This is a genomic window from Rhodococcus sp. 05-2255-1e (genome assembly GCF_002259025.1).
Lineage (GTDB): Bacteria > Actinomycetota > Actinomycetes > Mycobacteriales > Mycobacteriaceae > Rhodococcoides > Rhodococcoides fascians.
On record NZ_NOZE01000003.1, the window covers coordinates 161477 to 184566 of the forward strand.

Sequence of the window (23090 nt, forward strand, 5' to 3'; positions counted from 1 at the left end):
TCTACGTCGTGCGTCGTTCGATGCGTGCCTCGGCCGCGATCTCTTCCACGTCCAGACCATTCAACACTGCGCGTAGGGCTTCGTCGTCCAACTCCCCCGAGTCGCGGGCGGCGATCAGTGCGGCCCGCTGCGCGACCAGGACATTGTGCCGCAGGGTGTCGAACAGCGCGCCGGCCGCCGCGATTCGCTTCTCGCGGTCCTCGGTCTCGTCCGCGTCCATCCGGGCTCGCACCGACCGCCGCACGCGCGCGATCACCTCGGCTACCCGGTCACTGTCGACGCCGGAGATGCCGTCCTTCGCGGCCCGCTCGAGGTAGGTCTCGGCAGCCGTGCGGGCGATGGCCTGCGAGAGCAATCGTTGGTTGTCGTTGCGTTGCTGCTCGAGTGGATCGGCGACGTCCAACCGCCGAATCAGGAGCGGGAGCGTCAGGCCCTGCAACAGCAACGTTCCGACTGCGACGACGAACGCGACGGCTTGAATCACCGCCCGCCCGGGAAATTCGTCGCCGAGAACGGTGGTGAACGGAACACCCGCGGCTGCGGCGAGAGTCACCACCCCGCGCATCCCGGCCCACGACAGCACCAGGTTCTGCTGCCACGTCAGGCCGTCGGCCACCCCCTCGCGGCGAAACACCGTGCGAAAGAGCAGGTTTCTCCCCGAGTTGAAGAAGATCCAGGCCGGACGAACGACGATGACCACGAGCAGCACCAGCAGCGCGTACCCGAAGATGTGATGCACCGGAAGACCCTCGCGCTGCACCTCGGAGATGACAAACTTCAGCTGTAAACCCATGTACGCGAACACGAATGCTTCCAGCAGCAGGTCCACCGTGGGCCACACCTGGCGCTCCTGCACCCGGGTCGAGACCGACACGTCGGCCGTGACACGGCCCAGTACGAACCCCGCGGTGACGACGGCCAACACGCCGGACGCGTGAATCTCTTCCGCTGCCAGATAGGCCGCGAACGGCAGGACGAGTCCGAGCACCGTCTCGAGCGCCGAATCGGCGATCCGGTTTCGCACGAAACGAACGATGCGCGAGAGGACGAATCCGACGAGCACGCCGCCGACGATCTCGTACAGAAAGAACAGGACCGGTGAGCCGAGTTCGATGCGACTGCCCGTCACCGACGCAACGGTCAAGGTGAACAGGGTCAACGCAGCCGCGTCGTTCACCAGGCTCTCCCCGGTGAGGATGGCCATCATTCTCGCGGGCAGGCCGAGCTTGCGGCCGACGGCGATCGCAGAGACCGCGTCGGGTGGGGCCACGACGGCACCGAGCACGAGGGCCGCACCCAGAGTCAGCTCGGGAACGAGCAGGTTGGCGAAGTACCCGACGGCCACGGTCGTCACGATCACCATCACCAGACCGAGGCGCAGGATCTGGCCGATGTTGCGGCGAAAACTGACGAAGGAGTAGTTCAGCGCCGCGGAATACAGCAACGGCGGCAGCACGACACCGAGGATGAGCTGGGGCGAGAGACTGATGTGCGGTACGCCGGGCACGAACGATGCGATGGATCCGACGGTCACCAGAACGAGCGGGACCTGCAGGTCCAGACGCTTGGCGAATCCCGCGACCGCGATCGCGAAGATGACTACGAGAAGAAGTACCGGTCCGTCCACCCGCCCGATTCTGCCGCCCGCAGCGCCCTACGGCACCACCGACGACCCGAACACCGGGTGGACGGTCCGAATCGACCTACTTGTCCGGAATTGCCTTCTTGGCGGCTTCCTGCGCCTTGTCGATCTTGTCCGCGTACTTACCGCCGGTCTTGTTGTCGATGAAGTCCCCGGCCTTCTCCACGACGTCGTCGATCTTGTCCGCGTTCTCTGCCGCAAGGTTCTTGCCCTTGTCGACCATGCCCTTCAAATTGTCTGCGAAGCCCATGAAACTCTCCTGCCAGTCGGGTGAAACGGAACGCCTCCAGTCTACGTTTCGTTCTGTCCGTTACGCAGAGTCGTTCGATTACGCAGTACCGATCCGAATCGGTGGGCGACCTCGACGAGTGCGATACCGACAGCGCCGATGATCAACGCGCTCGTGGTGGCACCGACGTTCGAGGGATCGAGCTTGAAGAAGGTGCGGCAGAACGGGATTGCGAACAACAGCAGGTAGCCGCCGACGGATCCCGCGAGCAGCACCACCTTCCACCAGGTGTACGGCCGCGCGACGACGGCCAGGACCCACAACGCGATCATGATCAACGTGATCAGTGCGGTGGTGCTCGCCTGGGTCACCTGAGTCTCGGTGGCGTTCGGACCCGCGTAGGCCAGCAGATACGACACGAACGTGCACGAGCCGACGATCAACCCGGACGGAACGGCCAACCGCATCACCCGCGAGACGAACCCGCTGCGTGCCCGTTCGTTGTTGGGCGCGAGCGAGAGCACGAACGCCGGAATGCCGATGGTGAACCACGCGGCGATGGTCACGTGCCTCGGTAGGAAGGGATACGGAATCGGCTCGAAATGGAAGACCTGCGACAGCACTCCCGAGAGACCGATGAGAAACGCCAGCAACACCGAGTACACGGTCTTGGTCAGGAACAGGTTGGACACGCGCTCGATGTTGCCGATGACGCGTCGCCCCTCCCCCACCACATAGGGCAGGGTGGCGAACTTGTTGTCCAACAACACGATCTGCGCGACGGCACGCGTGGCCGCACTACCCGAGCCCATCGAGACACCGATATCGGCGTCCTTCAGTGCGAGCACATCGTTGACGCCGTCACCGGTCATCGCAACGGTATGACCTCGAGACTGCAACGCGCCCACCATCGCACGCTTCTGGTCCGGCCGAACGCGGCCGAACGTCGTCGAGTTCTGCACGGTGTCGGCCAGTAGCTCGGAATCCTCGGGCAGGTCACGTGCGTCGATCGGGGCGTCGCCACCGGGAAGTCCGAGCGAGCCGGCGACCGCGCCGACCGACACGGCGTTGTCCCCGGAAATGACCTTGACCTGAACGTGCTGACTTGCGAAGTACTCCAACGTGTCTCGGGCGTCCTCGCGCACCTTCTGCTCGAGAATCACCAGAGCCCGCGGGGTGACGACTCCCGGCGCCGCGGTGTCGTCGACGGCGAGGTCGCTGCTGGCGAGCAGCAGTACCCGGAGTCCCTTGGAGCCGGCATCTTCGGCCTGTCGAGCGGTCTCCGAGGTCGGGTCGAGCAACACGTCCGGGGCACCGAGCAGCCAGTTACCGTGCTCGCCGTACGACAGACCGCTCCACTTCTTGGCCGAGGAGAACGGAGCCACCGCGCTCTGCGTCCACCCCGGCGCGTCGGGGTACGCCTCGGCAACGGCCTGCACACTGGCATTGGGCCGCGGGTCGTCGTACGCCAGAGACGCCAATACTCTTGTCACCGAGTCGGAGTCGTGCTCGTCGATCAACACCAATTCCGAGAGCCGCATGCCGTTCTCGGTGAGAGTGCCGGTTTTGTCGGCGCACACCACGTCGACGCGCGCGAGCCCCTCGATGGCAGGCAATTCCTGCACCAGGCACTGCCGTTGCCCGAGCCTGATGACACCCACCGCGAACGCGATCGACGTCATCAGCACCAGACCCTCGGGGACCATCGGGACCAGCGCCGCGACCATACCGTTCAAGGCAGGCCGCAGAGCCTGCCCGCTGGAGAACAATTGGTTGTAGATGATCAGCGCCCCGGCCGGAATCATCAGGTACGTGATGAATTTCAGGATCTTGTCGATACCGCTGCGGAGCTCGGACTTGACCAGGGTGAACTTGCTGGCCTCTTCGGCGAGCTTGGCCGCATAGGCGTCGCGTCCGACCTTCGTTGCCCGGTAGGCCCCACTGCCCGAGACGACGAAGCTGCCCGAAAGTACCTGCGCTGCTTCGAGTTTGTGCACCGTATCGGCCTCACCGGTGAGCAGCGACTCGTCGATCTCCAGGCTTGCCGTCTCGATGACCTCGCCGTCGACGACGATCTGATCACCCGGTCCGAGTTCGACGATGTCACCGAGGACGACCTCGTCGGGCGGAATCTGTTGCGAGACACCGTCACGTCTCACCTGCGGCTTGTTCTGACCGACGATGGCCAGCCGATCCAGCGTGCGCTTCGCGCGGATCTCCTGAATGATTCCGATGCCACTGTTCGCGACGATCAACAGCCCGAACATGCCGTCGATCACCGAACCGGTCGAGAGCACGATGATCAGCAGCACCCCGAGAATTGCGTTGATTCGGGTGAACACATTGCCCCGGACGATGTCGCGAACCGAACGTGAAGCACGAGCGGGAACGTCGTTCGATTTCCCCTCGGCCCGCAGTGCGGCGACCTCCGCCTCGGTCAGCCCGGTGTCCCGCTGTGCATCGGCGTCGATAGACATGGGTGCAGCCTAGTGCGGCCTCAGCCCAGACGGGTCCACCAGCGATCGTCGTGCACGGCCCTCGTACCGTCGATGCGTTGACCCGGCATCGGTACCGCAACCTGCACTCCCACGTCCTGAGCGGCGGCGTGCAGCCGCACGATCGGTTCGGACCACGGATGGAACGCCAGGTTGAACGTCGCCCAGTGGATCGGCACGAAGATTCCCGACGGCGTCAGATCGACGTGCGCCGTGACAGCCTCCTCGGGATTCATGTGAATGTCCGGCCAGCGCACGTCGTAGGCCCCGACCGGAAGAAGCGTCAGGTCGAAGGGTCCGTACTTGCTGCCGATCTCGGCGAACTTCGGTGTGTAGCCGGTGTCGCCGCCGAAGAAGACACGTCGTACCGGACCGGCGAACGCCCAGGACGCCCACTGCGTCGAATCGCGAGTCAGGCCGCGTCCGGAGAAGTGACGAGCCTCGGTACACGTGACGGTGAGGCCACCGAGCGCCGTCTGTTCGTCCCAATCGAGTTCGATGATGCGCTCACCCGGCACCCGCCACTTGCGCAGGTGCGCGCCGATGCCCAGAGGCACGACGAAGGGAGCCGACTGCGTGCTCGCCAGCTTCTGCACCGTCGCCTTGTCGAGATGGTCGTAATGATCGTGAGAGATCACGATGGCGTCGACCCGAGGTAGGTCGGTCAACTCGACCGGCGTCGGATGCAGCCGTGCCGGGCCCACCACCGAGGACGGGGACACGCGATTGCTCCACACCGGATCGGCCAGAATGCGATACCCGTCGACCTCGACGAGCACACTCGAATGTCCGTACCAGGTGACCGCCAGCTCGCCCGCGTCCACCGGCGCGATCGGCGGTGCCAGTGGGATCGGCCGCTGCGGCCTGCCCTTACCTCGCTCGGTGAACAGCGAGACGAGCATGTTCTTCTGCCCCTTCTCGCCGCGGCCCGGGACGTAACTGGAGCTGGGGTCGGAGTTGTGGAATCGGCGGTCGCGGTAACGCGGGGACCCGGCCGCGTACGGAGTGATGTGCACTCTCCTGGCACCGATGGCCGACGGAAGACCCCACAGCGCACGCGCCAACCATGCCCCGCCCAACGCTGCGGTTGCTCCTGCTGCCAACTTCGTCTTCGTCACGGGCACCACAGTAGGCGGCGCCGACGTCTTCGCAGCTCACCCGTAGCCTTGCCGTAGAATATTCGCGTCGGTTTTGCTGCTAGAAGGGGAGACATTGAGTACCGAACAGCTCGAATTCCAGGCGGAGACGCGTCAGCTCCTGGATCTGATGGTGCACTCCATCTACTCCAACAAGGACAGCTTTCTCCGTGAACTGATCTCGAACTCCTCGGACGCGCTGGACAAGCTGCGCCTGGAGTCGTACCGCAACAAGGATCTGGACGTCGACGTCTCGGATCTGCACATCGAGATCGACATCGACTCCTCCGCTCGTACCCTCACCATCCGGGACAACGGCATCGGCATGTCGCGCTCGGAGGTCATCGACCTCATCGGCACACTCGCCAAGTCCGGCACCGCAGAAGTTCGCAAGAAGCTCAAGGAGGCCAAGGACGCCGCCGCCTCCGAGGAACTGATCGGCCAGTTCGGCATCGGCTTCTACTCCACGTTCATGGTGGCCGAGAAGGTCACGCTGCTCACCCGCAAGGCCGGCGAGAGCACCGCCACCAAGTGGGAGTCCACCGGCGAGGGCACCTACGAGATCACCGACGTCGACGACGCCCCGCAGGGTTCCTCGGTCACGCTGGCTCTCAAGCCGGCCGACGAGGAAGACCACCTCCACGACTACGCGTCCGAGCGCAAGATCAAGGAACTGGTCAAGAAGTACTCCGACTTCATCGCCTGGCCCATTCGCATCGACGTCGAGAAGCGCGTCAAGAGCGAAGAGGAAGGCGGCGAGGACACCGTCACGATCGAGACGGAAACGATCAACTCGCAGAAGGCGCTGTGGACCCGCTCCAAGGACGAGGTGTCCGAGGAGGAATACAAGGAGTTCTACAAGCACGTCAGCCACGCCTGGGACGAGCCGCTCGAGGTCATTCCGTTCAAGGCCGAGGGCACGTTCGAATACCAAGCGCTGCTGTTCATTCCGTCGCAGGCACCGTTCGACCTGTTCATGCGCGAGAGCAAGGCCGGCGTGCATCTGTACGTCAAGCGCGTGTTCATCATGGACGACTCGCAGGAACTGCTGCCCGAGTACCTGCGCTTCGTCAAGGGTGTCGTCGACGCAGCGGACCTCTCGCTCAACGTTTCTCGCGAGATCCTGCAGCAGGACCGGCAGATCCGCGCGATCCGTCGTCGCCTGACCAAGAAGGTGCTCTCCACGGTCAAGGAGCTGCAGAGCGAGCAGCCCGACAAGTACAAGACGCTGTGGTCGCAGTTCGGCACGGTCCTCAAGGAAGGCCTGATCTCCGACTCCGACAACCGCGAAACCCTGTTGGGCATCTCGTCGTTCGCGTCCACCCACTCCGAAGAGGGTCTGACGACCCTCGCCGAGTACGTGGACCGGATGAAGGACGGCCAGCAGCAGATCTACTACATGACGGGCGAATCGCGTCAGCAGATCGAGAGCTCGCCGCACATGGAGGCGTTCAAGGCTCGCGGGCTCGAGGTGCTGCTGCTCACCGATTCGGTCGACGAGGTGTGGGTCGGCAACGTCACCGACTTCGACGGAAAGTCGTTCCAGTCCATCGCCAAGGGCGAGGTGGACCTCGACACCGAAGAGGAGAAGAAGGAGTCCGAGGCCAAGCGCGAGGAGCAGGACAAGGAATTCGCCGACCTGCTCACCTGGCTGACCGAAACGCTCGGCGAGGACGTCAAGGAGGTACGTCTGTCGACGCGCCTGACGACGTCACCGGCCTGCGTCGTCGGCGACGAGTTCAGCTTCTCCCCGCAGCTCGAGAAGATGTACAAGGCCTCGGGCCAGTTCGTGCCGACCTCCAAGCGCATCCTCGAACTCAACCCGAACCACGACCTGGTGACGGGACTGAAGAAGGCCCGCGAGGATCGCAGCGACGATCCACACCTCGCCGAGACCGCCGAATTGCTCTATGCGACGGCACTTCTCGCCGAGGGAACCGAGCTGAAGGATCCGGCGAAGTTCTCCAAGTTGCTCGCCGATCGGTTGACGCGCACCATCTGAGTGGCTTCGCCCCATGTGAGTGGAACTTCGTAGCCTGCTACGAAGTTCCACTCACATGCTGGGTCACTGAGGCGGGAGAATGTGCTCCCCCGTCTTGTCGGTGCTCAGCGACAGCGAACTGATGTACTGCTTTTCTCCGTTGGGCCCCGGCACGTTGGACGCGATCATGTCGGGTCGCTCGAATTCCATGCCGCTGACGTGGCACATCACGAGCTCGTCGGACGGATTGCCGTGCTCGTCGAACATCGGCAGATCGATACCGTCGTCGGTGCGTCGCAGGTAGTACTTGCCCTTGGTCGCCACCGCCAGGATCGGCGGAAGCACCAGTGCGAGAACGAGAGCCACGATGGGCGAATACGGTTTGATCGCAGACCCGAATGCCCCGAAGAACACCAGAATCGACAGGATCGCCGATACCGCCATCGATCCGAAGCCGACCGGGTTGATGTTGTAGAGCATGCCGCGTCGGAACTCGGGCACCTTGGGCGAGAGCTTGAGGATGTACTTGTTGAACACGATGTCCGAGGCCACTACCGCGATCCACGCGATACCGCAGTTGGCGTAGAAGCCGAGGATGCTGTTGAGGAAGTCGAACATGTTGGCTTCCATCAGGATCAGCGCGATGGCCAGGTTGAACAGCACGAACACCATGCGGCCCGGATACGTCTTGGTGAGGCGGGTGTAGGAGTTGGTCCACGCCAGCGATCCCGAATAGGCGTTGGTCACGTTGATCTTGATCTGGCTGATGACGACCAGGATCACCGCGAGGGTCATGGCGAGCCAGCCCGGCATGAAGTTCTCGTAGATCTCCAGGAACTGGTGCACCGGCTCGTTGGCGATGCTGGATCCGTCGACGACGTTGGCGATCAGGTACACGGCGAGGAAGAGACCAACGACCTGCTTGAGGGCACCGAAGATGACCCACCCCGGTCCGGCGAGAAGTACTGCCGTCCACCAGCGTCGGGAATTCTCGGGAGTCTTGGGCGGCATGAAACGCAGGTAGTCGATCTGCTCGGCGATCTGCGCGATGAGCGAAAGACACACGCCTGCGGCGAGCATCACCGACCCGACGTTGACGCCCTTGCCGTCGGCCCCGTCCTGACCACCGTAGGCGAAGAACTCACCCACCGAGTCGGGATTGCTGATCACCAGGTACACGAACGGCAGCACCATCAGAACGAGCCACAGCGGGGTGGTCCAGACCTGAAGTTTGGCAAGGGCTTTCATGCCGTAGATGACCAGCGGGATCACCATGATGGTCGAGACCGCGTACCCGATGGGCAACGGGATGCTCAGCCCCAGTTCGAGTCCCTGCGCCATGATCGAACCTTCGAGCGCGAAGAAGATGAACGTGAACGTCGCGAAGATGACGTTGGTGACGACCGATCCGTAGTAGCCGAAACCGCTTCCACGCGTGATCAAGTCGAGGTCGATGTTGTAACGGGCCGCGTAGTAGGCAAGCGGAAGGCCGGTCAGGAAGATGACGACGGCGAACACCAGAATGCCCCACAGTGCATTGCCGGTTCCGTACGAGATTCCGATATTGGCACCGATGGCGAAATCCGCGAGATAGGCGATGCCGCCGAGCGCGGACGTCGCGACAACACCGGTCCCCCACTTACGGTAGCTACGCGGCGCGAAGCGCAGCGTGTAGTCCTCGAGCGTCTCTTTCAGCGCGGTGTCTGTCGGCGCTGGCTGTACGGCGGTCATGGATCAACAACGTAGAACCGCCACGTTGCCGACGTGTCTTGCGCCGATGTAGCTGGTGTTACTCAATCCGGCGATTCGGACATACGCCTCGGACACCCATCCACCGGGCGGTGTCAGGCAGCTGTGCGGGCCGCCAGTAGCGAGAAGTTCGACAGTTCGGCGCGCAGCATGTTCATCGCCCGGTGCTGGGCCACCCGCACTGCACCGGCCGTCATTCCCAGAGCTTCGCCGGTCTGCGGTGCGGTCAGGCCCCACACCACTCGCATCAGGATGATCTTGCTGTACTTCGGGGGCAGGGTGTTCATCAGGGCCTGCGCATGGGAGCGGAGTTCGTCGCCAAGCGCGACCTGCTCGGGACCGTCCTCACCCGACACCTCCTCGGGCAGCTCGGCCGTCGAGAACGTCTGCCGCAGAGCCGATCGTCGGCCGGCATCGGCCAGTTTGTGAGCAGCGATTCCGTAGACGAATGCCATGAACGGTTTGCCCATGTCGCGGTACTTGGGAATTGCGGTGACCAGAGCGAGGCAGACGTCCTGCACCACGTCGTCGGCCGCGACATCGAGATTGCCGATTCGAGAGGCGCAGTACCGGCGAATCGGAGGCTGGATCAACACCAGTACGCGTTCGAGTGCGGCGCGGTCACCCGCGACGGCCCGCGGTACGACGTCTTCGAGCGTGTCCATGGAAGTGCTCATGGCCGATCTCCTTCTTGGCAACGCGCGCCCTCACCTGAACGCTCACCAGTACTTCGAGGCAGCCGACCGTTCGGCTTGGTCGGATCGGCTACCACAATCGAGAAGAATGTGACTCAGGTAACACGGCGTGTCGTCCGAGCGACGTACCGGACAACATCCACGTCGCGTCACGTGACCCTGACACCGCGGAGCGCACATGAGTACGAGTGAGCAGAACCACCTGGTCGGTCGCCGGAGCACCGTCGCCGCAGGGGACGGCACCACGCTCGCAGTGCGCGAGTTCGGACGGCCCGATGCGGCTCTGACCGTGGTGTTCGTCCATGGACACTGCCTGCGGATGCAGTCGTGGACCGAGCTGCGCACCCACGTCGAGGATGTCTGGGGCGAGGACACGCGAATCGTTCTGTACGACCACCGCGGCCACGGCGAATCCGGTGCCGCAACGCCCGACAGCTGCACCATCGATCAGCTCGGCGAGGACCTGGCCGACGTGATCCGCGCTGTCGTCCCGGTCGGGCCGTTCGTTCTGATCGGCCACTCGATGGGCGGCATGACGGCGCTCTCCTACGCGCGTCAGTACCCGGATGCCGTCGGCTCGCGCCTCGTCGGGGTCGGGTTGATCGCGACGTCCGCAGGCGGGATCACCGACGACGGGCTCGGTCGCTGCCTCGCGCATCCGGCCGTGTCGGCGTTTCAGGCAGCTGTTCGACGGGCCCCTCGATTGATGTCGGGTGCCAAGAGGCTCAGTCGCGGGGTGTGCGCGCCCATCGTCAGGACGGCGGGATGCGGCTCCCACAAAGTCAGCCCGCGGGTGGTCACGCTGGCGACGGCGATGCTCGGCGACACGTCCATCGTGACGATGGCCGGCTTCCTCGGCGCGTTCCGCGGACTCGACGAGGTGGCCGGTCTGGCCGCGCTGGCCTCGATTCCCACGCTGGTGCTGTGCGGTTCGGACGACCTGATGACGCCGATGCGACACTCGGAAACCCTTGCATCCCACCTGCCCGATGCACGGTTGGTACGTATCGCGCAGGCCGGACACATGGTGATTCTCGAACGAGCACACGAGGTGGCGGACGCCATCGTCGAACTCGTGACGGCAGCTCGGAGAGCTCACGTGGGGGATCTCGCCTTGGCTCGCTAGACCTTTCGACGACTGTGGCCCGCACCGGATATCCGATGCGGGCCACAGCACTGTTGTCGAGGCAGTTTTACTTTTTCACTGCGGGAGGAGCGTTGAGCAGCTGGATGAACTGTCCGGCGTTACCGATGACTGCGCCGAGGCCACCGGCAGAGGTGCCGGCGAGCGATCCGATGGCACCGAGGGCGATTGCGCCGATGACGCAGCCGCCGATGGGGCCTGCTCCGAGAAGAGTCGCGACCGGTGCGGTCACGACGACTCCGGTGATGATTCCGAGGATGCATCCGCCGACGATTCCGGTTGCAGCACCGAGGAATCCACCGACGGAGGCGGTGAGGCTGAGGTTGTCCTTGACGCCTGCGACTGCGGCGGGCAGGTCGACCTGCTGCAGGCCGGGAAGGGAGGTGGAGACCGGGGTTGCCGCGGCAGGCGAGACATCAGCGGTCAGAGTGGCGTGGTTGCCGTCGATGTCGGCAGCGACGGGGTGCGAGAATCCGTCGGCGGCGATGGCGAGCGGTACGGAGTCGACGAGTGCGCCGTTGGCGTCACGGACGACCAGGTGGTTGTCTTCGTTGCTCAGGGTGCCGGCCGTCGTGTCGACGAGGACCTGGTTGCCGGCCTGGGTGACGTTCCACCCGACGGCAGCGGCGGGAGCCGGTGCCGGATCCGCATAGGCGGTGCCCATGGCGGTCGTCATCGCTGCAATGACCAATGCGGACGTTGCCGCGAATCGAGTCAGCTTCATGTTCCTCAGTCTTTCGTCGTGTCCATCTCTCGATACCGAGCAGCGAAAAGCTATGGGCACAACGAGCGTGAAGGGCGAACCGAAGATGAACGAGAGGGGTCGAACCGAACAACGATCGATCGCATCAACGCGAAAGGGACAGAACGACTTTCATCGACCGATCGGTTCGTAAAGGACGCGCAGGGTTTGCCCCTACTTACCGAAAAGACCAGGCTTGTTGCTGCCTCCGTGGCCCACTCCGAAGTCGTAGGCGGACTCGGCGTGCTCGTGCTCGTCCAGGCCGTCGGCCTCGTGCTGCGCGTCGGCGCGCACGCCCATGACGGCCTTGATTGCGAACGCGATAGCGGTGGTGACGACTGCCGTGTACGCGAACACCGCCACGACGGCGATGGCTTGCACCCAGAGTTGATGCAGACCGCCGCCGTACAACAAACCGTCCTTGCCCGCCGGCATCTGCGCACTGGCGACGAGTCCGATCATCAGCGTTCCGACGACACCGCCGACGAGATGCACACCGACGACGTCGAGTGAATCGTCGTAGCCGAAGCGATATTTGAGGCCGATCGCCAACGCGCACAACGCACCCGAGACGATGCCGATCGCGGCTGCACCGATCGGTGTGACGGCAGTACACGACGGCGTGATCGCGACGAGTCCGGCCACCACTCCGGACGCCGCGCCGAACGACGTCGCGTGCCCGTCCCGCCATTTCTCGACGACGAGCCACGCCGCCATCGACAGCGCGCCCGCGCCCATCGTGTTCACCAGCGCCACTGCGGCGACGCCGTCGGCCGCCAACGACGAGCCCGCGTTGAAACCGAACCAGCCGAACCAGAGCAGTCCGGCTCCGAGCATGACGGCCGGAAGATTGTGCGGACGCATGGGATCTCGCGGCCACCCGCTCCGCTTGCCGACCACGAGGGCCAGCACCAGCCCGGCCACACCCGCGTTGATCTCCACGGCCGTGCCACCGGCGAAGTCGATCGCGCCGAGCCTGTTGGTGATCCACCCGCCGAACTCACTGGTGAGCCCGTCGAGCGAGAAAACCCAGTGCGCCACAGGGAAATACACCAGCGTGGACCACAGGGCCGCGAACAGCACCCACGGCACGAACCGCATCCGGTCTGCGACGGCACCCGAGATCAGCGCGACCGTCACCATGGCGAATCCCGCTTGGAATGCCGCGAACACCAACGCCGGAACGGTTCCCACCAACGGAATCGACACCGTGCCCGCCGCCGAGGTGTACACGCCGCCGAGCAAACCCTCGAAACCGGCGTACTGCAACGGGTTTCCGATCCAACCGCCGATCACGTTGTCGCCGAACACCATCGAGAACCCGAACGCCAACCACAGCAGCCATACGACGGCGATGGCCGACAGGCTCATCATCATCATGTTCAGCACGCTCTTCGAGCGCACCATGCCGCCGTAGAAGAAGGCCAAGCCCGGCGTCATCAGCAAGACCAGCGCGGTGCTCGCCAGCAACCAGGCCGTGTCGCCCGCGTCGGGCGCTCCGTTGATCACTTGCCCACGAATCTCGGTGCGCGCTTCTCGGCTCTCGCGCGGCGCGCTTCCTTCATGTCCGCACTGCTCCACGCGGCCTCGAATGCCGCGCGCTGTGCGGGCGTCGGATCGTCGTGCGCGCCGTCGTCGTTGAACACCAGCTTGAGGTGTCGCAGCGCCAGGGGTGCAAGGGCAGTGATCGAGTGCGCCCACTGCACGGCAACATCGCGATCGCCGAGCTTGTTGGCCAGACCGCACGTATACGCCTGATCGGCGTGCACTCGTTCGCCGCCGAGCAGGATCGTGCGCGCCACGCCGCCGCCGGCCAACGCCGCCAGCCGCTTGATCGTCCAGTTGCTCACTGCGATTCCGAGACGCGTGGAGGGAATCTCGAAGAATGCCTCGGGTGCGACCACCCGCAGGTCGCAGGCAATGGCCAGTTGCGTCCCCGCTCCGACGGCAGGCCCGTTGATCGCCGCCACGACGGGAACGGACACTCGCTCGATGGCGTTGAGCATGCCTTCCAGCGTCTCGCCGAACGCGTCGGGAAACGCATCTCCGGTCAGGTCGGCACCGGCGCAGAAGCTGCTGCCCTGTCCGGTGATCACCACGACCCGCGCGCCGTCGGCATCCGCCTGCTCGACTTCGCGTCGTAGCGCGACACAGAGATCCGTGCTCAGCGCATTGCGCTTGTCCGGTCGCTGCAATTCCAGGATGACGACATCGCCGTCACGAGTGTGTCCGATCACGCCGAGCAGGTTACCGGCTGGTAGCGGCGGTCACGGGGCGGGGCCTGATCTACTGATACTCGTGATCGACACTCGGGTTGCTGTCATCGGTGCCGGCCAGGCCGGGCTCTCGGCCGGCTACCACCTCCGGCGGGCCGGACTTGCCGCAGGTGCGGGCTTCGTCATGCTCGACCGCTCCCCCGGACCCGGCGGTGCCTGGCAGTTCCGGTGGCCGTCGCTGACGCTCAGCACCGTCAACGGCGTGCACGATCTGCCCGGGATGCCGTTCGCCGACACGCTGGGAGACGAGCCACCCGAATCCATCGCGGCAGCCGACGCGGTTCCCCGCTACTACCGCGCGTACGAGGAACGGTTCGAACTGCATGTCCGACGCCCCGTCACGGTGACCGTCGTGTGCGACCGCGAACCACTCTTTCGGGTCGAGGCCGGGGACACGGTCGTCATGGCCGAGGGCCTCATCAATGCGACCGGAACGTGGGAGAAGCCGTTCGTTCCGCACTACGACGGAGCCGAGTCCTTCACCGGTAGACAACTGCACACCAAGGACTACCGAACCGCGGACGAGTTCGCCGGCAAACACGTCGTCGTGGTCGGCGGCGGAATCTCGGCCGTGCAGCTACTCGACGAGATCTCGCAGGTGACCACCACGACGTGGGTCACGCGTCGACCACCGGTGTTCCGGGACAGCCAGTTCGACCACGACGCCGGACGCAAAGCCGTCGCCATGGTCGAGGATCGGGTGCGTGCGGGCCTGCCGCCGGGCTCGGTCGTCTCGGTGACCGGCCTGTTGCTCACCCCGTCGCTGGCTGCCGCACGTGAGCGTGGCGCTCTCGAACGCAAGCCGATGTTCTCCTCGATCACCGCCGATTCCGTTGTCTGGGAGGACGGTTCGACCCAGCACGCCGACGTGATCCTGTGGGCCACCGGATTCCGCAGCGCCCTCGATCACCTCGCGCCGCTGCGACTGCGCGGGCACGGCGGCGGAATCGTCATGGACGGCAGGCTGACCACCCGGGTGGCCGCGAACCATCGCGTCCACCTGCTGGGGTACGGCCCGTCCGCGAGCACGATCGGGGCGAACCGGGCCGGGCGAGCAGCGGTGACGGAGTTGCTCGAGACTCTGGGTTAACCCAGCTGCTCGACGACGAACTTGGCCAGGGAGCCGAGACGCGCACGGTCCGGCATCGACGTCGGAACGCCCAACGCATCCAACGGGGCCGACGTCACCGGCCCCACGCAGATCGCGGCGACGGGGCCCCGAAGTGCGGCGAGGAAGGCGTCGAGCATGCCGTTGTCCTTGGCCGTCGACAGCAGGGAGGCGACGGCGGGAGCGCTCGTGAACGTCACTGCGTCCACTCGATGCTCGATGATCTGTGCCAACAAGTCGATGAGCGGGGCCTGATCGACGGGGCGGATCCAGCGGTATACCGGGATCGGTCTTACATGCGCACCGAGTTCGCTCAGAGCATCGCTCAGATGAATCGTCGGTTCCCATTCGGTGATGACGCCGTGCAGTTGGACGGCAATGTCGGCACCGGAAATACCCTGGGCAGCAAGGTGATCGGCGACTTCCTGCGATGCTTCGGTGGCGGGCGACCATTCCTCACGCAGCTCGGCTCCGCGAATCGCACCACGCGCTTTCGGCCCGCGGGCAATGATGCGCGTGTGCCCGAGCGCTGCCAGGAGGTCGTCGCGCACACCCCATTCGGCCGCCGCGTCGAGCCAGCCACGGAAGCCGATACCGGTGCTGATCACCACGATCTTCGGGGGACGATCGACAATGCCTTCGGTAGCCGACTTCAGCTCCGAGTCGTCGATCAGGGGTAGAACATGAATCGCCGCGGCGTGAACGATGTTCGCGCCGCGGCGTTCGAGCATGGTGGCCAATTCGTCTGCACGCCGCTCGGCGGTGAGGGCAACGGTCTTGCCTGCGAGCGGTTCCGACATGGGTACAGACTAGGCCCCCATGTGCGCGCTGTGCCCGCGGTCGTTGCGCAGGCTCCACTCCGGACTTCGTAGTCCACTACGAAGTTCCACTCACATGGCGGGTCAGCTGCTGAACTTGTCCGGGTCCGGGCCGGTGCGGCCGTCGGCGGTGTCCAGAGCGTTGATCTGCTGAATCTCGTCGTTGCTCAGCTCGAAGCCGAACACGTCGAAGTTGCTCGCGATCCGCTCCGGGGTGACCGACTTGGGGATCACGACGTTGCCGAGCTGGATGTGCCAGCGCAGAATCACCTGCGCCGGGGTGACGCCGTGTGCCTCGGCGATGGGCGCAAAGGCCGGATCGTCCAGAACGGTGCCGGAGCCGAGCGGGCTCCACGCCTCGGTGGCGATGCCCTTCGAGGTATGGAAAGCGCGCAGTTCTTCCTGGATGAAGCGCGGATGCAGCTCGATCTGGTTGACCGACGGGACCTCACCGACTGCGTCCATCAGCTTCTCGAGCGTGGGGATGGTGAAGTTGGAGACGCCGATCGAACCGATGCGGCCGTCCGACTTCAGCTTCTGGAACGCCTTGAACGTGTCGATGTACTTGTCGCGATCGAGCTGCTGCCAGTGAATCAGGTACAGGTCGAGGTACTCGAGGCCCAGACGATCCATGCTGGCGTCGAAGGCCTTCAAGGTGGAGTCGTAGCCCTGATCGTCGTTCCACAGCTTGGTGGTGACGAACAGTTCGTCGCGCGCGATGCCGGACTCCGCGATGGCCTTGCCGGTGCCGGCCTCGTTCTCGTACACCTTTGCGGTATCGATGCTGCGGTATCCGACCTTCAGCGCCTCGGACACGGCGGCCTGGGCACCGTCGTCGGGAACCTGCCACACACCGAACCCGAGCTGGGGAATCGACGTGCCGTCGTTGAGCACGATGGTCGGGACAGTACTGGTCTCGGCTGAATACGTCATACGAATGCCAACGGACGGCGCTGTGAATCTGTTCCCGGTCCCGGGGATACTGGTCCGGTGACTGCCACGCTCCGCATCGACGATCTGGCCGCCTTTCACGGCGATCGAACCCTGTTCTCCGGCCTCGATCTGACGGTGACCGAGGGTGATGTGATCGGGTTGGTCGGTGCGAACGGTGCCGGTAAATCGACGCTGTTGACGCTGCTGGCGGGCGTGGGAACGGCCGATCACGAGGGTGAGATCTACACCAGCCCGCCCGACGCAACCGTCGGTTATCTGGCGCAGGAGCCCGAGCGCATCGCCGGGGAGACGGTGTTGGATTTCCTCGGCCGGCGGACCGGGGTCACTTCGGCCGAAGCTTCCATGAACGCAGCCGCCGAGGCGTTGGGTGGCAGCGACTCCGGTCACTCCGCAGGCTCCGCTCCTGCCGACGAGGACCTCTACACCCCGGCGCTGGAGAGGTGGCTCGCCCTCGGCGGTGCCGACCTGGCGGAGCGGACGGCGAAGGTACTCGCGGATCTGGGCCTGGATGTCGACGGCAGCGCATTCATGACGGATCTATCGGGCGGGCAGGCCGCCCGAGCCGGGCTCGCCGCGATTCTCCTTGCGCGTTACGACATTCTTCTGCTCGACGAGCCCACCAACGACGTGGACCTCGCAGGCCTCGAGCAACTCGAACAATTCGTCGTCGCGACGCGGGCGGCCATCATCGTCGTCAGTCACGATCGCGAGTTTCTGGCGCGGACGGTGACCGGTGTCGTCGAGCTCGATCGAGCGCAGCGTCGCATCGATGTGTACGACGGCAGCTACCAGTCCTATCTCGCGGAACGAGAAATTGCGCGCCAGCATGCACGGGAGAAGTACGACGAGTTCGCAGACACCAAGTCGGCGTTGGAGTCTCGCGCGCAGATGCAGCGGAACTGGATGGAATCGGGCGTCCGCAATGCGCGACGCAAGGCCACCGACAACGACAAGATCGCCCGCAAGACCCGCGCCGAGTCGACCGAAAAGCAAGCCGCGAAAGCTCGTCAGACACAGCGCCGCATCGAGCGACTCGAGGTGGTCGAGGAACCCCGTAAGGAATGGGAACTGCGGATGGAGATCGCGGCGGCTCCTCGCAGCGGGACCGTTGTCGCGGTGTTGGGCGGAGCCGTCGTTCGCCGATCGGAGTTCACCTTCGGTCCGGTGACGACGCAGATCGAGTGGGGCGATCGAATCCTCATCACCGGGCCCAATGGCTCCGGCAAAACGACGCTGCTCTCGGTACTGCTGGGTCGGTTGGACCCGGACGAGGGAACGGCCTCATTGGGTTCGGGTGTGGCGATCGGTGAAATCGATCAGGCGCGAGCATATTTCGTCGGTGACGGCACGGTGTCCGACGCGTTGAGTGCAGCAGTTCCCGAGTGGCCCGACGCCGAGGTGCGCACCCTGCTCGCCAAGTTCGGGCTGCGCGGCGACGACGCGCTGCGGCCGGCGGCGTCCCTGTCGCCGGGTGAGCGAACCCGTGCGGCACTCGCATTGCTACAGGCCCGCGGCGTGAACCTGCTGGTGCTGGACGAGCCCACCAACCACCTCGACCTGCCCGCCATCGAACAACTCGAACGCGCGATGGAGAACTTCGAGGGCACCCTGCTGCTGGTGACGCACGATCGCCGCATGCTCGACACCGTTCGCAGCACTCGTCACTGGACGATGAACGATGGGAAGCTGAGCGAGAAGTAGGTCGCGCTGAATCGGGTGCAGCTGAGCGCGGCTAGCTGCACCCGATTTTCGTCAACTGAGAAGAATTTCGTTCACCTCGGCGGCGGGAAGCATCGGCAACGTGTGATGCGTGGCTCCGTCGAGTATCACGGTCCGCGCTGCAGGCAGGACGGTTCGGACCGCCGATTCGATCCGAGCGGCATTGTGCACCTTGCCATTCCCTGCCAGTACCACGGTTGTCGCTACACCGAAGTTCGCGAACGCAGCAGGTTTCGGCCGTTTCGGAACAGTGGTTTTTGTGGTCGGGGCGTGCGCGGCCCCCAGAGCGAGAGTGTCGAGCCAATCCGAATCCAACTGCGCGTCATCGGTTTCCCATCGGACGAAAGCACGCTGCCGTTTCTCGTTGGGAGACAGCAGTATCGGTAGGGCGTGCAGCAGGTAGCGCGGACTCATGGAGCCGAAGCATGCGTTGGGATCGAGTAGCGTCAGCGCATCGACGCGGCTCTCGTTGCGCAAGGTGTACGCCAGAGCGATCATCGCGCCGTAGGAATGACCGCACAGTGCCACAGCTCGAAGGCCCAGTTCATCCAGCACCGCCGTCACCCAGTTCAGCAGCTTGTCCACGGAGTCGACGGACTGCTCACCGGGAACACTGCGGCCGACGTCGCCCATGAGGTCGACCGCGTACACCCGATATCGCTGCGAGAGCGCCTCGACGTTGGCGAACCACACGGTGGACGTGGCACCCGCCCCAGGGAGCAGCACCAGCGCCGGACCGTCGACGGGTCCGCAGGCGTTGATTCGAGTGGTGCCGTGCACCGTGTTCGCGTCGATGGCTTGGGTATCCGCCGGCCACTTCTGCAGCACCCGGTCGTAGGCGGAGAAGAATTCGTCCAGCGTCACTGCAACCCTCCATCTTCTCGATGATCGAGATAGTAGACAATGGAGAGACATCTCGTCCAGCATCTCCCGAGGGATCAGCACATGACCGAGCCCGCCTCCACCGTCCATCAGCTACGCGCGCTGACGGTCGACCTCGATCTTCTGGGCGCAGAATTCGCGCAGAGACATGCGCTCCACCCGACGGACATCCGGGCGCTGATCTGTCTCCTCGACGCGGACCGAGCCGGAACGCGCGCTACCCCCGGTTGGCTAGGAACCCAGCTGGGCCTGGAATCCGCGTCGGTCACGGCCCTGATCGATCGAATGACCAAGCGTGAACTGGTGTTACGCGAACCCGACCCGTCCGACCGCAGGCGAGTACTGCTGCGCGTGACTGCGCACGCGTCGGAACTCGGGACAACGTTCTTCGGCCCCGTCATCGGCCAGGCCGTCGACGAGCTCGCCCGCTTCACGCCAGAGCAGCGGGCAACGATCGATGAGTTTCTGACCACGATGCGCGCCATCGTCGCCTCCGCTCGGGAGCAGCAGACACCGTAGACAAATCAGCAGTTTTGTTATTAACGGTTGACACATCGTTGGGTTTATACAACACTTCATTGTCATGAGCCCCGTCAAGCGCGGTACCGCGCTCCCGATCTACAACAGGGTGGGTGTTCTGCGGGCAGAACGAAAGATGAGCCGCGCGCAACTGGCCGAACTCGTCGAAGTGAATCCCCAGACGGTGGGAGCCCTCGAACGAGGCGACCACTACCCGAGCTTGGACCTCGCGATGCGCATCTGCGACGTCTTCGATCTGCCGATCGAAGCAGTGTTCTCGCGCACCGAACTCGGACCACTGTCGGCAGAACTCTTCCGAAGGGAGAAGGATCGATGACTACGCCCGGCTCCGACATCCTCACCCGTTATCAGGCGTATCGCACACGGCGATTCCTCGAGAACGACGCCAAGACACGGCATTGGCTACCCGCCTGGCGGACCCAGCATCGACGCCGAATCCTCGTTGTCGCTGTGGCTGTACTCCTCTGCACATTTTTCGTCGTCAGTATCGGCAGCCTGTTCTCGAAGTGGTTCGCGATCGGATGGATACCGGCCGCCCTCCTTTTCATACCGGTGTGGACTGTTCTCCAGACGGTCTCGGGCCGGCACGGAGACGCACCGGTAGGAGCACTCGACGAGTGGGAAGTGCAGCAGCGCAACGAAGCTCGATCCATCGGCCTCACCGTCACGCAGACCCTGGTGATGGCGGCGGCGTTCGCGTCCATCTTCCTGTCCACGGCGAACGACGAGATGCCGCGCCTGGCGTACGCAGGCGGCGGATGGACTCTCGCCGCACTGATGACCGGCATCTGCTCCCCCGCAATGATTCTCGCGTGGATAACCCCTGACCCCGAACCAGAAGACACCGAAGAGTTCGACCAGCAGTAACGACCGAAAGGGCACCATGAGCACCCTCACGATCGACTCCGTCTCCAAGAGATACGGCGACAAGATCGCCCTCGACAACCTGAGTTTCGACGTCCGGCCGGGCGAACTGTTCGGCTTCGTCGGCAGCAACGGCGCGGGCAAGACCACCACGATGCGCATCGCGCTGGGCGTGCTGTCGGCAGATTCCGGCCAGGTTCTGTTGGGCGGCAAGCCCGTCGACCTCGATGTTCGCCGCACCATCGGTTACATGCCGGAGGAACGCGGGCTGTACCCCAAGATGAAGGTCGGCCCGCAATTGGCGTACATGGCCGAGCTGCACGGCCTCTCGTCGAAGGATGCCGAAGCCGCGGTGATTCGCTGGACCGAACGTCTCGGCATCGACGAGCGAGTGAACGACACCGTCGACGCTTTGAGCCTGGGAAATCAGCAGCGCGTGCAGTTGGCAGCAGCGCTGGTGCACGACCCCGCAGTGCTCGTGCTGGACGAACCGTTCTCCGGCCTCGACCCGATCGCCGTCGACGTCATGAGCGAAGTTCTCCGCGAAAAGGCCGCTGCCGGAGTGCCGGTGGTGTTCTCGAGCCACCAACTCGATCTGGTGCAACGCCTGTGCGACCGCGTCGGCATCATCGCCGCCGGCTCGATGAAAGCCGTCGGTACCGTCGACGAACTACGCGGATCAGGAGATTCGCACCTGCACGTCCACGCACCGAACGCTGCGCCCGGATGGGCGTCGGGCATCGCCGGAGTGAGCACACTCGGGCACAGCGACGGCATCACCGTTCTCGGGCTGGCACCGGGAGCCGATGATCAAGAAGTCCTGCGGGCCGCGCTCGCGACCGGACCGGTACACGAATTCTCCATCCAGAAACCTTCCCTGAGCGACCTGTTCCGAGAGGCGGTAGTGGCATGAGCTCCCAACTGAACTCCTTCAGCGCAGTGTCCTTGATAGCCAAGCGCGAGTTCACCGTTCAGGTGATGAAGAAGAGCTTCGTCATCAGCAACGTGATCATCCTGGCCGTCATCGTCGGCGGCATCATCGCATTCTCGATCTTCTCCGGCAGCGGTGACGAAGAGCGCGACGTCATCGGCGTCGCCGGGGACCAGTCCATTGCAACGGTATTGGAGGCGACCGGCGACGCCGTCGGTAGCCCCGTCGAAGTCCGTGACGTTGCCGACGCGGCGGCCGCGCGCAGTGGCGTCGAATCCGGGGATCTCGATGTGGCGCTGGTTCCCGACGGCACTGCGGGCGCGTACACCGCCGTCACCGAGTCCGATCTGACCGGCACGTTGCGCGCCGTCGTCGAAGGCAGTGTCGCGACGCAGGCCACGAATGCTGCACTGGCGCAACAGGGTGTCGACCAGAACGAGCTCAGGGCAGCGACGAGTGCCGCGACGGTCACCGTCGACGCGATCGATCCGCCCGACCCCGAGGCCGGTCAGCGGACAGCCCTGGCCCTGTCGGCCGTGTTCCTGTTGTACGCACAGATCATCGGCTTCGGCATGTACGTCGCGATGGGCGTCGTCGAAGAAAAGTCCTCGCGCGTGGTCGAACTGCTGCTCTCCACCGTTCGCCCCCTGCAGTTGCTCTGGGGCAAGATTCTGGGCATCGGTGCGGTCGGCATCCTGCAGCTCGCTCTGTACGGAATTGCCGGTGTGGGAGCAGGATTGGGCACAGGCGTACTCACCGTCACCGGTGCCGCGGTGAGTGTCTTCGCGGCCACACTCGCGTGGTTCATTCTCGGCTTCGCGTTCTTCGCGGTGCTCTACGCAGCGGGCGGATCCATGGTCTCGCGGCAGGAGGACGTGAACTCGACGACCATGCCACTGCTGATCCTGATCATGGCCATGTTCTTCGCGGCCTTCTATTCCGTCAGCGATCCGGAGAGCACTCTCGCCAACACGCTGAGCTGGATCCCGCCGTTCTCGGCGATCATGATGCCGCTGCGCATCGCCGCGGGCGTGACCTCGCCGGTGCAGATCGTCGGTTCGGCAGTCCTGATGGTGATCACCACCGCGATCCTGGCGATGGGCGCAGCGAAGATCTATCAGCGCTCCATTCTTCGGATCGGCAAGACCGTCTCGTGGAAGGAAGCATTCGCTCGATAGAGTTCGC

At 64.5% G+C, this 23090-nt stretch carries 21 protein-coding genes; 9 read left to right on the top strand and 12 right to left on the bottom strand.

What is annotated here, in order from left to right:
- Position 1: 1 nt before the first annotated feature.
- From CH262_RS00825 to CH262_RS00840, 4 genes are all read right to left on the bottom strand, one after another.
- Positions 2 to 1627: a Na+/H+ antiporter gene (locus tag CH262_RS00825; RefSeq protein WP_032373083.1), complete on the bottom strand. Its 1626-nt coding sequence runs from the start codon at positions 1625 to 1627 to the stop codon at positions 2 to 4.
- Positions 1628 to 1703: 76 nt separating this feature from the next.
- Entirely contained in the window at positions 1704 to 1892 is a 189-nt protein-coding gene (locus tag CH262_RS00830; RefSeq protein ID WP_032371276.1) for an antitoxin, read from the bottom strand.
- Between the two features lie 41 nt (positions 1893 to 1933).
- Positions 1934 to 4348, bottom strand: coding sequence for an HAD-IC family P-type ATPase (locus CH262_RS00835; protein WP_094716679.1), 2415 nt, complete (start codon positions 4346 to 4348; stop codon positions 1934 to 1936).
- A 20-nt stretch (positions 4349 to 4368) separates the two neighbouring features.
- Entirely contained in the window at positions 4369 to 5484 is a 1116-nt protein-coding gene (locus tag CH262_RS00840; protein ID WP_094716714.1) for an MBL fold metallo-hydrolase, read from the bottom strand.
- A gap of 94 nt (positions 5485 to 5578) precedes the next feature.
- On the opposite strand from CH262_RS00840, the gene htpG reads away from it, so the two are divergent.
- Positions 5579 to 7504: a molecular chaperone HtpG gene (htpG, locus tag CH262_RS00845; protein WP_094621633.1), complete on the top strand. Its 1926-nt coding sequence runs from the start codon at positions 5579 to 5581 to the stop codon at positions 7502 to 7504.
- Between the two features lie 63 nt (positions 7505 to 7567).
- On the opposite strand, the gene CH262_RS00850 is transcribed toward htpG, so the two are convergent.
- On the bottom strand, positions 7568 to 9214 hold the full coding sequence (locus CH262_RS00850; protein ID WP_032385718.1) for a purine-cytosine permease family protein: 1647 nt from the start codon (positions 9212 to 9214) through the stop codon (positions 7568 to 7570).
- 113 nt (positions 9215 to 9327) lie between these two features.
- Positions 9328 to 9909 (bottom strand): RNA polymerase sigma factor ShbA, encoded by a 582-nt coding sequence (gene shbA, locus CH262_RS00855; RefSeq protein WP_027495956.1) that lies wholly within the window; start codon positions 9907 to 9909, stop codon positions 9328 to 9330.
- 196 nt (positions 9910 to 10105) lie between these two features.
- On the opposite strand from shbA, the gene CH262_RS00860 reads away from it, so the two are divergent.
- The gene (locus tag CH262_RS00860) at positions 10106 to 11053 is read left to right on the top strand and encodes an alpha/beta fold hydrolase (RefSeq protein ID WP_032385719.1); all 948 of its coding nucleotides are present in this window, start codon (positions 10106 to 10108) and stop codon (positions 11051 to 11053) included.
- Between the two features lie 67 nt (positions 11054 to 11120).
- Here CH262_RS00860 and CH262_RS00865 read toward each other — a convergent pair whose 3' ends face one another.
- The 3 genes from CH262_RS00865 to CH262_RS00875 all read right to left on the bottom strand — a co-directional run bounded on the left by CH262_RS00865 (position 11121) and on the right by CH262_RS00875 (position 14050).
- Entirely contained in the window at positions 11121 to 11795 is a 675-nt protein-coding gene (locus CH262_RS00865; protein ID WP_027495954.1) for a hypothetical protein, read from the bottom strand.
- Positions 11796 to 11987: 192 nt separating this feature from the next.
- Entirely contained in the window at positions 11988 to 13322 is a 1335-nt protein-coding gene (locus tag CH262_RS00870; protein ID WP_032381687.1) for an ammonium transporter, read from the bottom strand.
- Positions 13319 to 14050, bottom strand: a complete 732-nt coding sequence (locus tag CH262_RS00875; protein ID WP_094650580.1) for an enoyl-CoA hydratase — start codon at positions 14048 to 14050, stop codon at positions 13319 to 13321. Before CH262_RS00875 ends, CH262_RS00870 begins: the two co-directional genes overlap by 4 nt.
- Positions 14051 to 14105: 55 nt before the next feature.
- Between CH262_RS00875 and CH262_RS00880 the strand changes: the two genes are divergently transcribed.
- On the top strand, positions 14106 to 15179 hold the full coding sequence (locus CH262_RS00880) for an NAD(P)-binding domain-containing protein (protein ID WP_094716715.1): 1074 nt from the start codon (positions 14106 to 14108) through the stop codon (positions 15177 to 15179).
- On the opposite strand, the gene CH262_RS00885 is transcribed toward CH262_RS00880, so the two are convergent.
- Together CH262_RS00885 and CH262_RS00890 are read right to left on the bottom strand one after the other, a co-directional pair.
- Positions 15176 to 15997, bottom strand: a complete 822-nt coding sequence (locus CH262_RS00885) for a uroporphyrinogen-III synthase (protein WP_094716680.1) — start codon at positions 15995 to 15997, stop codon at positions 15176 to 15178. The two genes, CH262_RS00880 and CH262_RS00885, sit on opposite strands and share 4 nt — an antisense overlap.
- A gap of 102 nt (positions 15998 to 16099) precedes the next feature.
- The gene (locus CH262_RS00890) at positions 16100 to 16948 is read right to left on the bottom strand and encodes an aldo/keto reductase (protein ID WP_063216894.1); all 849 of its coding nucleotides are present in this window, start codon (positions 16946 to 16948) and stop codon (positions 16100 to 16102) included.
- A 57-nt stretch (positions 16949 to 17005) separates the two neighbouring features.
- On the opposite strand from CH262_RS00890, the gene CH262_RS00895 reads away from it, so the two are divergent.
- Positions 17006 to 18670: an ABC-F family ATP-binding cassette domain-containing protein gene (locus CH262_RS00895; protein WP_094716681.1), complete on the top strand. Its 1665-nt coding sequence runs from the start codon at positions 17006 to 17008 to the stop codon at positions 18668 to 18670.
- 51 nt (positions 18671 to 18721) lie between these two features.
- Here CH262_RS00895 and CH262_RS00900 read toward each other — a convergent pair whose 3' ends face one another.
- Complete coding sequence (locus tag CH262_RS00900; RefSeq protein WP_256988605.1) at positions 18722 to 19552, bottom strand: alpha/beta fold hydrolase; 831 nt, start codon at positions 19550 to 19552, stop codon at positions 18722 to 18724.
- An 81-nt stretch (positions 19553 to 19633) separates the two neighbouring features.
- Here CH262_RS00900 and CH262_RS00905 point away from each other — a divergent pair, with 81 nt between their 5' ends.
- The 5 genes from CH262_RS00905 (at position 19634) to CH262_RS00925 (ending at position 23083) form a co-directional block, all read left to right on the top strand.
- Positions 19634 to 20089, top strand: coding sequence for a MarR family winged helix-turn-helix transcriptional regulator (locus CH262_RS00905; protein ID WP_063216893.1), 456 nt, complete (start codon positions 19634 to 19636; stop codon positions 20087 to 20089).
- A 64-nt stretch (positions 20090 to 20153) separates the two neighbouring features.
- Positions 20154 to 20426, top strand: coding sequence for a helix-turn-helix transcriptional regulator (locus CH262_RS00910; RefSeq protein ID WP_032404377.1), 273 nt, complete (start codon positions 20154 to 20156; stop codon positions 20424 to 20426).
- The gene (locus tag CH262_RS00915; protein ID WP_094716682.1) at positions 20423 to 20977 is read left to right on the top strand and encodes a hypothetical protein; all 555 of its coding nucleotides are present in this window, start codon (positions 20423 to 20425) and stop codon (positions 20975 to 20977) included. Before CH262_RS00910 ends, CH262_RS00915 begins: the two co-directional genes overlap by 4 nt.
- A 16-nt stretch (positions 20978 to 20993) precedes the next feature.
- Positions 20994 to 21887 (top strand): ABC transporter ATP-binding protein, encoded by an 894-nt coding sequence (locus tag CH262_RS00920; RefSeq protein WP_094716683.1) that lies wholly within the window; start codon positions 20994 to 20996, stop codon positions 21885 to 21887.
- Positions 21884 to 23083, top strand: coding sequence for an ABC transporter permease (locus CH262_RS00925; RefSeq protein WP_094716684.1), 1200 nt, complete (start codon positions 21884 to 21886; stop codon positions 23081 to 23083). The genes CH262_RS00920 and CH262_RS00925 overlap by 4 nt, the downstream gene beginning before the upstream one ends.
- Positions 23084 to 23090: the final 7 nt, after the last annotated feature.

Excerpts from the sequence above, each read along its gene's own strand:
- CH262_RS00920 (WP_094716683.1), top strand. The coding sequence starts at position 20,994 with ATGAGCACCCTCACGATCGACTCCGTCTCCAAGAGATACGGCGACAAG.
- CH262_RS00860 (WP_032385719.1), top strand. The coding sequence starts at position 10,106 with ATGAGTACGAGTGAGCAGAACCACCTGGTCGGTCGCCGGAGCACCGTC.
- CH262_RS00890 (WP_063216894.1), bottom strand. The coding sequence starts at position 16,948 with ATGACGTATTCAGCCGAGACCAGTACTGTCCCGACCATCGTGCTCAAC.
- CH262_RS00910 (WP_032404377.1), top strand. The coding sequence starts at position 20,154 with ATGAGCCCCGTCAAGCGCGGTACCGCGCTCCCGATCTACAACAGGGTG.
- CH262_RS00915 (WP_094716682.1), top strand. The coding sequence starts at position 20,423 with ATGACTACGCCCGGCTCCGACATCCTCACCCGTTATCAGGCGTATCGC.
- shbA (WP_027495956.1), bottom strand. The coding sequence starts at position 9,909 with ATGAGCACTTCCATGGACACGCTCGAAGACGTCGTACCGCGGGCCGTC.
- CH262_RS00865 (WP_027495954.1), bottom strand. The coding sequence starts at position 11,795 with ATGAAGCTGACTCGATTCGCGGCAACGTCCGCATTGGTCATTGCAGCG.
- CH262_RS00850 (WP_032385718.1), bottom strand. The coding sequence starts at position 9,214 with ATGACCGCCGTACAGCCAGCGCCGACAGACACCGCGCTGAAAGAGACG.
- CH262_RS00835 (WP_094716679.1), bottom strand. The coding sequence starts at position 4,348 with ATGTCTATCGACGCCGATGCACAGCGGGACACCGGGCTGACCGAGGCG.
- CH262_RS00905 (WP_063216893.1), top strand. The coding sequence starts at position 19,634 with ATGACCGAGCCCGCCTCCACCGTCCATCAGCTACGCGCGCTGACGGTC.
- CH262_RS00830 (WP_032371276.1), bottom strand. The coding sequence starts at position 1,892 with ATGGGCTTCGCAGACAATTTGAAGGGCATGGTCGACAAGGGCAAGAAC.
- CH262_RS00925 (WP_094716684.1), top strand. The coding sequence starts at position 21,884 with ATGAGCTCCCAACTGAACTCCTTCAGCGCAGTGTCCTTGATAGCCAAG.
- CH262_RS00885 (WP_094716680.1), bottom strand. The coding sequence starts at position 15,997 with ATGTCGGAACCGCTCGCAGGCAAGACCGTTGCCCTCACCGCCGAGCGG.